This window comes from Novosphingobium sp. (assembly GCF_025351285.1).
Lineage (GTDB): Bacteria > Pseudomonadota > Alphaproteobacteria > Sphingomonadales > Sphingomonadaceae > Novosphingobium.
Map to the genome: position 1 here is coordinate 1 of NZ_JANXWG010000061.1, position 10,042 is coordinate 10,042.

Genomic DNA, 10,042 nt, shown 5'->3' on the forward strand with positions numbered 1-10,042 from the left:
TCGTGCGCCGATGCCAGCACGCCCGCGGCCATATCGTCGTTGGCGGCGAAGATCGCGCTGGGCGGATCGGGCAAGTCGAAGAAATGGCACGCAGCGCGCACCCCGCTATCGAAATCGAACGTGCCCTCGGCCACCAGTTGCGGCTCGTACGAAATCCCCGCGCGATCGAGCGCGCGGCGATAGCCGAACAGCCGGTCGTCCGAAGCCATGTGGTTTGGGTGGCCCCGGATGAAGCCGATGCGGCGATGGCCCATGTTGATGAGGTACGTGGTCATGTCGTCGGCCGCCTGGCAATCGTCCATGAACACCGAACTGGTCAGCGCGTGGTTGGTGCCGGGCGATATGCGCACGAACGGCACGTCCATCGCTTCCAGCGCACGCAGCACCGGATCGCAATCGGTGACAGGCGAGGACAGGATGATCCCGTCGACATGCGTTTCGGACACCAGCTCGCGGATTTGCTCGCCCACCAGCGGGTCCGCAACGTCGACCGGCTGTGCGAGCAGGCGGATGCCTTCCTCCTGGCAGCGCGCCCAGCATCCGGTCTGGATCTGGTGCATGTAATAGGGGCTGTGGTTGTCGTAGATCAGCGCGATCTGGTTCGATTTTGCGCCCGACAGGATGCGCGCGGCGGTGCTCGGCTTGAAATCGAGCGCCTGCATTGCGGCTTCGACCCGTTCGCGCGTTTCGGTGCGCACGTAAGGGTGGCCGTTGAGCACGCGGCTGACCGTCTTGACCGCCACGCCGGCGCGCGCGGCCACGTCGCGGATGTTCGAGCGCACGCTCATGCGGCCAGCACGCCGGCAAGCGAGGCGAACAGTTCGGCGAAGCGGCTTTCGGGGCGATAGAACACTGGCGGCCGCCCGATCGGGGCGTCGACGCTATGCATTCCCGCAGCCAGATATTCGCCGGACCAGACCGAACGCCACGGCGATCCGCCCGGCAGGACCACGTCGCGCGCGGTCGCGCCTTGCTCGATCACCGGAGCGACCAGCAAGTCGGCGCCATAGAGGTACTGGTCCTGCACCGCGTGGAGGGCTGGGTCTTCGGGGTAATGCAGGAACAGCGGGCGCTGCGCCGGCCAGCCTTGCGCCACCGCTTCATCGCACAAGTGCCGCACATAAGGCGCCAGCGTGGCATGGACCCGGCTCCACCGCGCAAAGCAGGCGAGCAGTTCGGGGGTTGAATCATATTGCAGGTTGTCGTCGGGCCGATTGCCCTCGTGACTGCGGAACATCGGCGAGAAGGCAGACAACTCGCACCAGCGTTGCATCAGTTCGACCGTCCGCACGTTGCCGTGGAGCGAAGTATAACCGCCGCAATCCGAATGGCTGTAGGCGTTGCCGACCAGGCCCGACGACAGCGCGGCCGTCACCACCGTGCCGATCCCGTCGTGCCGGGTGAAATCGACCGACTGATCGCCCGCCCACAGCAATGGACAATGCGCCTGAACACCCGAGAACCCGGCGCGCATGAAGAACACGGCATCGCCAGTCTTGCCGCGCGAGGCCAGCGCCTTGGCGTTGACTTCTGCCCACAGCACCGGCCAGCGGTTGTGTGCCTCCATCGGGTCCGAACCGTCGAACAGCTTGAGATCGGTCGGCAAGTATTCGCCGAAATCGGCCATCCAGCCATCGATGCCGATGTCGAGCATCTCGCGTCCCAGGATGCGGTCGGCAAACCAATCGGCGGCGGCGGGGTTGGTGTAATCGACCACGCCCGCGTCGAATTCGCCGAAATCGACCGCGTAAGGTTCGCTTCCGTTCAGGGTGAGGGCGAGGTATCCGACGTCGCGCGCCTCGATGAACAGCGCACCATCGACCGCGAGATAAGGGTTGGCGTAAGCGAGGAAGTGGATGCCGCGTGCGCGCAAGGTAGCGATGCGTGCTACCAGTTCGGGATAGCGCGTGTCGCTGCGTTTCCAGTCCCAGAACAGCCGGCGCCCGAAGCTGGTTTCGCGGATGCCGGCCCAATCCTCGCACCACAAGCCGCTGACTGCGGTGCCGGCCGCGATGAACTTTTCGAGCCGATCGAAGCTGGCGAGGCCCTGCTTGAGCCCGACGATCGCGCCGCCGATCGCCCAATCGGGCAGGGCCGGCTGGCGTCCGAAGCGGTTTGACAGAGCGGAAACCAACGCCAGCGGGCCGTCGGCAGCGTAGAGTTCGAACCGGGCCGTGTTGCTCCACACGTCGATCGTGTGGCTGGCCGGACCGGTGAAATCGAGCACGCTGTAGCACGCGGCATCGAGGTGGACAGCCAGCCAGCGCGAGGTCAGGAAGGTTGGCTGCGGGTAGTTGGTGGTCCAGTAGTCGCCGCCAGCCATACCGGCCGCGTCCATCGTTTGCGTCAATGCGGTGGTCTTGTCGCGGCCCACGCCTGGCTCGCTCGTCCACATCGGGAAGCGTCGGCCATTGAGCGCGAAATAGCTCATCTGTTCGCCGCCGCCCCAAACGGTTTCATCGGGTTCGGCGTGGAACCTTACGGTAATGCGATCAAAGGACGGATCGAGCGGGGCTATTTCGAACGCATTGCCCGCAATCGTCAGTCTTGCGCGCGGCACACCGCCGCTGCCGAGCAGATACCCGCCATCCTGCACGGTCGCCTCATTCAGCGCGATCGTATCGAACGGGGCATCGTCGATGCGGAAGTTGCCGTGATGCATGGCGATTTCGGGATTGCCCTTGGCAATGACTACCGCCGGACAGGATGGCCGCTGCCGCAGCACGATTCGGCCCGCAAGATGCAGATCGAAACCGGCGTCGACCGGCTGTATGGACGCATTCAGGTTGATCTCGTTTCTCCCATCCCGCGCGGTTGACAATTTTGCCACACACCGATGCATTCCATATGACACCGCTTGACATATCGGCCCATGCAAAGCAATTCAAGCGCGATAGCCGACCCAGGACCGCGCGTGCGAACGAGGTCGGCGCAGGGGCTCGAAGCATCGTTTATCGATGCATTGAGCCAGAGGGAGGATCGATCCATGAAATTGCAGTTCCATACGTCCGCCGCGCTTGCCGCGATCATCGCTTTTGGCAGCGTTACCCCGGCGTTTGCCCAGGCCACCGCGCAGGCCGCGCCCGACGCTGTCGCTGATCCGGCCAACGAAGAACCGGCGGCGATCGTCGTCACCGCGCAGAAGCGGTCGGAAAACGTCCAGGCGGTGCCCGTCGCGGTGTCGGTGATCAGCGGCGCCGCGCTTGCCGCCGCCGCCCGGCCCAGCATCGAAAGCGCGGCGCAACTGGTGCCGTCGCTTAACTTCCTCAAGTCGGGCACCACGCTCAACCAGACGATCTTCCTGCGCGGCGTCGGCACCGCCAGCTTCTCGATTGCGGGCGAACCGTCGGTGTCCACCGTGGTCGACGGCGTGGTCTATGCGCGATCGGGCGAAGCGTTCAGCGACCTGATCGACATTGCCCAGCTCGAAGTGCTGCGCGGTCCGCAGGGCACGCTGTTCGGCAAGAACGCCAGCGCGGGCGTGATCAACATCACCACGCAGCAGCCCAAGCACGAGCTTTCGGGCACCGTCGAAACCAGCTATTTCGGCAAGAACGAATTCCGCACGAAAGGCTCGATCAACCTGCCGCTCGCGCCCGATCTGGCCGCGCGCGTTTCGGGTTTTGCCGGGCAGTATGATGGCAACATCTTCAACAAGGCAGTGGGCAAGTACGTCAACGGCTACAAGCACTTCGGCGGCCGCGTGCAGGTGCTGTACGATCCATCGCCCGACCTGAAGCTGTACTTCACCGCCGATTACCACAAGAACACCGACAACTGCTGCGCCGAAGTGATCGCCACCGGCCCGCTGACCGCCGCGGGCGTGCCCACCACCAACGTGGCCTTCAACGCGCTGCCGACCCCGCTCGGCGCCGATACGCGCACGATCAACCAGAACCTCGTCACCGCCACCAAGGAACGCGGCTACGGCTTCTCGTTCCAGGCCGATGTGGGCGTGGGTTCGCACACGCTGACCAGCATCACGTCGTACCGCAACTGGAACAACACCGAAATCCGCGATGGTGACTGGCTGCCGCAAGCCTTCGTCGGCTTCCAACAGCTTCACGACACCGGCCCGCAAAAGACCCACACGTTCACGCAGGAAGTGCGGCTGACGTCGCCCGCCAACCAGTTCCTGTCCTATGTGCTGGGCGCATTCTACTCGAACGCCTTCTCCGAGCGCGTGTTCACCCGCCAGGACATCGTCTGCACCGCAGCCGCCGGCGCGCCCAGCGGCGTGTTGATCCCTTGCGGCGGACCGGGCGCCAATGCCGCGACCTTCCCCAACGGCACCGCCGATTTTGGTTCGCGCTTCCGCAACGTCGCGGTGTTCGGGCAGGCCGTTGCTCATGTCTCCAACGCGTTCCGGCTGATCGGCGGCTTGCGCTACAGCCATGACGAGCTCGATGTGTTCCACAGCCGTGTCAGCCCGCTGACCGGCCCGGGCATCCAGCCCAACTTCGACCAGGGTGTGTTCAACGCCTATAATGCGCTGGTCGCGGGTGGCGCCGTGCCGACCGCCGCCGCCACCGCAGCGGTCGCCTCATCCAACGGCGTGCCGTTCCGCACCGGCACCAAGAGCGACAACCTGTCGGGCAAGGCCGCGCTGCAGTACGATTTCAGCCGCGATGTGATGGCTTACGCAAGCTATACGCGCGGCTATAAGGGCCCCGCGTTCAATGTGTTCTACAACCTGACCGCGACCGGCACCAACGTGATCGCGCCCGAAACCTCGAACGCTTACGAAATCGGGCTCAAGAACACGCTGTTTGACGGCAAGATGACGCTCAACCTCGCGGCCTTCTACGCCAAGTACTACAACTTCCAGGCCAACAACCCCGATCTGGTCGCGGGTGTGGTGGTCACGCGCTTCACCAACGCCGGCAACGTGTCCACGCGCGGCGTCGAAGCCGACTTCAACATCCGCCCGATGCGCGATTTCTCGATCACCGGCGGCGTGGCTTACACCAACGCGCACGTCGACCAGTTCCTGGCACCGGCCGGTTCTGTGCCCGTTCCCAACGGCACGCAGCTCGGTTTTGCGCCCAAGTGGAAGGGCTCGGTCTCGGCCGATTATCGCTGGCGCACGGGCAGCGTGGTCGACGTGTTCATGGGCGCGCAGGGCAACTTCCAGTCGAGCCAGCTCTCGCTGTTTGCCGCCGACCCTGTGCAGCGCGCACTCGGTACGATCCCGGCTTACGGCCTCGTCAACCTGTCGCTCGGCGTGGGTGACAGCGAAGACAAGGTCCGCGTGACATTCCAGGTGCGCAACGTGTTCGACAAATCCTACGCCGCCGCGATCACCAACGGCGGACCCGGCGGCAGCTACCGCTACCAGATCCCGCGCGATGCGGACCGTTACTTCGGCGTGACCGGACGCGTAAACTTCTGATCCCTGCCCAAAGGGTCGCAAAGAAAAAGGCCCCCGCCGCGAGGCGGGGGCCTTTTTCTTTGCGGCTCAGTTCGGCTCGGGATCAGCCATTTCCAGCTTCGGCAGCATCACCTGCAGAAACGCCAAAGCCGCCAGATACGCTCCCCCGCAAATCAGGAACATCGGCGCATAGCCGTGGCCGTGATCGAGCGACCAGCCGGCGAATTCGATGATCGCGGTGCCCGAGAGGTTGCCGGCGACGGCGCCGAACGCGATCACGCTGGCCACGCGGATGGCGGGGACGATGTCGGTGGTCATGGCGAAGATGTTGGTCGAGAAGCCCTGGTGCGCGAACAGGCCCAGCCCGATCAGCATGGCGGCGATCCACGGGTTGTGAGTCAGCAACGCCAGCGGCATGGCGAGCACCACCAGTGCATAGAACAGCATCGACGATTTGCGCGCCGTGTTGACGCTGAACCCGCGTGATCGCAGAATCGGGAACAGCGCGCCAGATGTCACTGCACCGAGTGCTGCCAGCGTGAAGATGATCGCGATCGGCCACCCCAGGCGTCCCTGGCCCAGGCCGAAGGCGCGGTTGAAGTAATCGGGCATCCAGAACAGCACGAACCACCACACGCAATCGGTCAGCGCCTTGACGCCGATGACTGCCCAGGTCCGCCGGTCGCCCAGCAGCACGCCCCAGTTGACGCGGGTGCGTTCGGGCACGTTGCCGACGGGTCGCAGCTTGCGCGTACCGGCGATCCAGGCGACCAACCACAGGAAGCCGAGCGATCCGGTTACGAAAAAGGCCGCTTTCCAGCCGAATGCCAATGCAAACGGCGGGATCAGCAGGGGGGTGATGATCGCGCCGATGTTGGGCGCGGCGTTGACCAGCCCGATCGCGATGTTGCGTTCTTTGGGCGGCATGAACACCGCCGCGGCCTTGAGCCCGGCCGGCGTGCTGACCGATTCGCCCGCGGCCAGAACGATCCGCGCGATCACGAATTGCTGCACGGTTTGCGCCAGCGCGTGCGCCATGCCCGCCGCGCTCCACACCGTGACCGCGATGGCGTAGGCCACGCGCACCCCCAGCCGATCGACGAACCAGCCGACGAACAACAGCGCCGCCGCCGCCGCGATCTGGAATGACGAGCCGAGGTGCGCGTATTGCGCGTCGCTCCAGTGGAATTCGGCCTCCAGCGTCGGCTTGAGCAGCGCCAGCACCTGCCGGTCGACATAATTGAGCGCGTTGCCGACGAACAGCAGCCCCACCAGCAGCATGAGCGCGGTGTTGCGCGGCTTTGCGCCCGCCATTTCTGATCCAGCTTCCACCAGGCTCTCCCGAATTTCGTTGCGCTTGGCTGCGCTCGTTCCTTGCAAGTTACCCGTTCGGCGCGATAAGAAAAGCACTATGACACCGAGAGACAGAAATCGGCTGGAGGACGTGCGATGAAACCGCCGATGCAGGGAATCGATTGGGATGCGCTTCCGCAAGGCGGTGATCTGTTCGGCGAGATGCACTATGCCGACGCGGTGCAGGCCAGCGCCGGCGACGGGGAGAGGCGCCCGTTGCTCCTGCCCAGCCTCGCTCCGGGCTTCGCGATGTGCGCCGTGGCGTCGGCGGCGGCGGCGTGGCTGTCCGAGCATTACGGCTTTCCGATCATCCTGCTGGGGTTGCTGGTCGGGCTGTCGCTCAATTTCGTGGGTCGCGATCCGCGCACGCACAAGGGGCTCGATCTGGCTTCGCGCACCTGCCTGCGGTTCGGGATCGTGCTGCTGGGCCTGCAAGTGACGGTGGCGCAGATCGGCAAGCTCGGCCCTGCGCCGTTCGCGGCGCTTGTAGGGGTAATGACGCTGACGTTCCTGGCCGGGCTGGCGGGCGCGAAGATTGCCGGCCAGTCGCGCTATGCCGGGCTGCTCGCGGGCGGGGCTACGGCGATCTGCGGCGCCAGTGCGGCGCTCGCGCTTTATGGCGTGATCGGCAAGGACCGGCTGAGCCAGGCGCAATTCGCGCTGACGCTGGTGGGCGTGTCGCTGGCGAGCGCGCTGGCGATGTCGGTCTATCCCGCGCTGGCGAGCGAACTGGGGCTACGTGACCAGCAGGCCGGCTTCCTGATCGGCGCATCGATCCACGATGTCGCGCAGGCGATCGGCGGCGGATACGCTTTTTCCGACCACGCGGGCAGCTATGCCACGATCGTCAAGCTCTCGCGGGTTGCTCTGCTGGCGCCGACGGTGGCAATCGTCAGCCTGATGATCGGACCGTCCGCTGAGGCTGCGGGCCAATCGGTGTGGCGCCGGCTGGCGCTGCCGTGGTTCATCGTGGCATTCCTGGTGACGGTGCTGCTCAACAGCGCGATCACTGTGCCTGCGCCGATCGCGGGCTTCGCGCTGACCGGGTCGAAGGCGCTGCTGCTGCTGGCCGTCACCGCCACCGCGATGCGATCGCGCATGGACCTGCTGCTCGAAATGGGCTGGCGCGCGACGATTCCGGTGATGACCGCAACAGTAGTCAGCTTCATGGCATCGCTGCTGGTGGCGCTGACCTTACTAGCCTGACCGACGCTGCTGGCCTAGAGCCGCCTCATGCAATTCAAGAACTTCGATGTCGACCATTTCCTGCGTGAGCATTGGCAGAAGCAGCCGTTGCTCATCCGCAACCCGTGGGTGGAATGGACCAACCCGCTCGAACCCGACGAACTGGCCGGCCTGGCCTGCGAAGACGGGGTCGAGGCGCGCATGGTCAAGCTCGATCGCGCGCGCTGGAAGCTCGAGGACGGGCCGTTCCCCGAGGAGAAGTTCGCCAAGCTCGGCGCCAAGCGCTGGACCTTGCTGGTGCAGGCGGTCGACCAACTCGTGCCCCAGGTCGCCGCGCTGATCGAACCGTTCCGCTTCGTGCCCAACTGGCGGATCGACGACGTGATGGTCAGCTATGCCACCGATGGTGGTGGGGTCGGCCCGCATTTCGACCAGTACGACGTGTTCCTGGTGCAAGGCCTCGGCCGCCGGCGCTGGCAAGTGGGGCCGCTTTGCGACGCCCAGACCGAACTGCTGCCGCACGACGATTTGCGCCTGCTCGCAAACTTTCAGCCCACCGCCGAATGGGTGCTCGAACCCGGCGACATTCTCTACGTGCCCCCTCGCTTTGCGCACGATGGCGTGGCTCTCGGCGACGATTGCATGACTTATTCGATCGGCTTCCGCGCCCCCTCGCGCAGCGAACTGGTGTCGAATTGGTGTGACCACGTGCTGGCGGAACTGGACGACGACGATCGCTACGCCGACCCCGACCTGGCCCGCCAGGCCAACCCCGGCGAAATCGCGCCCGCCGCGCTCGACCAGCTCCACGCGATGGTCAGCGAAGCGCTGCTCGACCGCGCCGGCTTTGCGCGCTGGTTCGGGCAATATACCAGCACGCCAAAGTACCCCGACGCGATCGGCGAGCCCGACGAGCCGCTGACCGCCGACCAGTTTCGCACCCGTCTCGCCGCCGGCGAACCGCTCCACCGCAATCCCGCCAGCCGCTTCGCCTTCATCCGCAACGCCGCCAGCCTGACGCTGTTCGTCGATGGCGAAAACCTCGACTGCACCCCCGACACCACACCATTCGCCGAAACCCTTTGCGGCAATGACCAAGTCACCTTCAATCCCGCCGAACCGGTGAACGCCGCCACCATCGCGCTGATCGCCGCGCTCTATGACATGGGCAGCGTGGGCTTCGAGTCCGAGGACTGACCGTTCAGCCCAACGCCGTCTCGCACCATTCCCCCGGCGCGATGCCGTCGAGCGTCCATTCGCCCACTTGCCAGCGCACCAGCCGCAGCGTGGGCAGCCCTACCGCCGCGGTCATCCGCCGCACCTGGCGATTGCGCCCTTCGCGGATCGTCAGCCGCAGCCAGCCATCGGGCACCGACTTGCGGAACCGCACAGGCGGATCGCGCGGCCACAGTTCGGGCGCCTCGATCGCCACCGCCTCGGCCGGCCGCGTCATTCCGTCGTTCAGCCGCACCCCTTGCCGCAATTGCGCGAGGGCGGCGTCATCGACCACGCCCTCCACCTGCACCAGGTACGTCTTGGGCGCCTTGTACTTCGGATCGGCGATCCTTGCTTGCAACGCGCCATCGTCGGTCAGCAACAGCAGCCCCTCGCTGTCCCGATCGAGCCTGCCCGCCGGATAGACCCCCGGCACCGCGATGAACTGCGACAAGGTTTCCCGCGCCGTCTCGGTGCCGCGATCGGTGAACTGCGACAACACCCCGAACGGCTTGTTGAACAGGATCAGACGCGCCAAGCCAGGTTCTCCATCTTCTCTAACTTCACACACATCGCGTATGGTGAAAAACGCAGCAAAAGTTCCGGCTTGTTGCGATTGTATCGTGAATTCATGATCTTGCCGGCACTGCGCCAAGGCGGGCGCGGTGTGGCAGGATTCGGGCGTGTAGGAAAGTTTTTGGTGGCCGTGCGGACGGGGCTGCGGGCGAGGATGCGGCGCGAACCCGGCACCACCACCTTCGTCACCCCGGACTTGATCGGGAACGTTACACTTGACATACCAAACCCCCGGATGTAGTGTTTTGGTCATAGGAGAAGTCCCCGTGGCCAAGTCCGTTTTCGATGCCCCCCAGTTTAAGACCGAGGAAGGCGCGTTCGCCTACGTCGAGGCGCATCTGT

9 protein-coding genes are annotated in these 10,042 nt (G+C 65.2%); 4 read left to right on the forward strand and 5 right to left on the reverse strand.

The window, feature by feature from the left end; genetic code table 11:
• Positions 1 to 788 (reverse strand): LacI family DNA-binding transcriptional regulator (locus Q0R16_RS07605; RefSeq protein ID WP_295634459.1); only part of this gene is annotated, 788 nt, incomplete at its 3' end.
• A complete protein-coding gene (locus Q0R16_RS07610) occupies positions 785 to 2,725 on the reverse strand; it encodes an alpha-glucosidase (protein ID WP_295634478.1) in 1,941 nt (646 codons plus the stop codon). The genes Q0R16_RS07605 and Q0R16_RS07610, both read right to left, overlap by 4 nt.
• Here Q0R16_RS07610 and Q0R16_RS07615 point away from each other — a divergent pair.
• On the forward strand, positions 2,657 to 2,818 hold the full coding sequence (locus Q0R16_RS07615; protein ID WP_295634483.1) for a hypothetical protein: 162 nt from the start codon (positions 2,657 to 2,659) through the stop codon (positions 2,816 to 2,818). The genes Q0R16_RS07610 and Q0R16_RS07615 overlap by 69 nt on opposite strands.
• 168 nt (positions 2,819 to 2,986) lie before the next feature.
• Positions 2,987 to 5,392, forward strand: coding sequence for a TonB-dependent receptor (locus Q0R16_RS07620; protein WP_295634462.1), 2,406 nt, complete (start codon positions 2,987 to 2,989; stop codon positions 5,390 to 5,392).
• Positions 5,393 to 5,458: 66 nt separating this feature from the next.
• Here Q0R16_RS07620 and Q0R16_RS07625 read toward each other — a convergent pair whose 3' ends face one another.
• Positions 5,459 to 6,685 carry an MFS transporter gene (locus Q0R16_RS07625; RefSeq protein ID WP_295634480.1) on the reverse strand — a complete coding sequence of 409 codons (1,227 nt, stop codon included), beginning with the start codon at positions 6,683 to 6,685 and terminating at the stop codon, positions 5,459 to 5,461.
• Positions 6,686 to 6,820: 135 nt separating this feature from the next.
• Between Q0R16_RS07625 and Q0R16_RS07630 the strand changes: the two genes are divergently transcribed.
• Entirely contained in the window at positions 6,821 to 7,930 is a 1,110-nt protein-coding gene (locus Q0R16_RS07630) for a putative sulfate exporter family transporter (RefSeq protein WP_295634465.1), read from the forward strand.
• Between the two features lie 27 nt (positions 7,931 to 7,957).
• A complete protein-coding gene (locus Q0R16_RS07635; protein WP_295634468.1) occupies positions 7,958 to 9,106 on the forward strand; it encodes a cupin domain-containing protein in 1,149 nt (382 codons plus the stop codon).
• A 4-nt stretch (positions 9,107 to 9,110) separates the two neighbouring features.
• On the opposite strand, the gene Q0R16_RS07640 is transcribed toward Q0R16_RS07635, so the two are convergent.
• Both Q0R16_RS07640 and Q0R16_RS07645 read right to left on the reverse strand, forming a co-directional pair.
• Positions 9,111 to 9,662 (reverse strand): pseudouridine synthase, encoded by a 552-nt coding sequence (locus Q0R16_RS07640; protein WP_295634472.1) that lies wholly within the window; start codon positions 9,660 to 9,662, stop codon positions 9,111 to 9,113.
• Entirely contained in the window at positions 9,650 to 9,922 is a 273-nt protein-coding gene (locus Q0R16_RS07645; RefSeq protein ID WP_295634475.1) for a hypothetical protein, read from the reverse strand. The genes Q0R16_RS07640 and Q0R16_RS07645 overlap by 13 nt, the downstream gene beginning before the upstream one ends.
• Between the last annotated feature and the right edge of the window lie 120 nt (positions 9,923 to 10,042).

Coding starts and splice junctions, on each gene's coding strand:
- Q0R16_RS07615 (WP_295634483.1), top strand. CDS start 2,657: ATGCATGGCGATTTCGGGATTGCCCTTGGCAATGACTACCGCCGGACA.
- Q0R16_RS07620 (WP_295634462.1), top strand. CDS start 2,987: ATGAAATTGCAGTTCCATACGTCCGCCGCGCTTGCCGCGATCATCGCT.
- Q0R16_RS07625 (WP_295634480.1), bottom strand. CDS start 6,685: ATGGCGGGCGCAAAGCCGCGCAACACCGCGCTCATGCTGCTGGTGGGG.
- Q0R16_RS07630 (WP_295634465.1), top strand. CDS start 6,821: ATGAAACCGCCGATGCAGGGAATCGATTGGGATGCGCTTCCGCAAGGC.
- Q0R16_RS07635 (WP_295634468.1), top strand. CDS start 7,958: ATGCAATTCAAGAACTTCGATGTCGACCATTTCCTGCGTGAGCATTGG.
- Q0R16_RS07645 (WP_295634475.1), bottom strand. CDS start 9,922: ATGTCAAGTGTAACGTTCCCGATCAAGTCCGGGGTGACGAAGGTGGTG.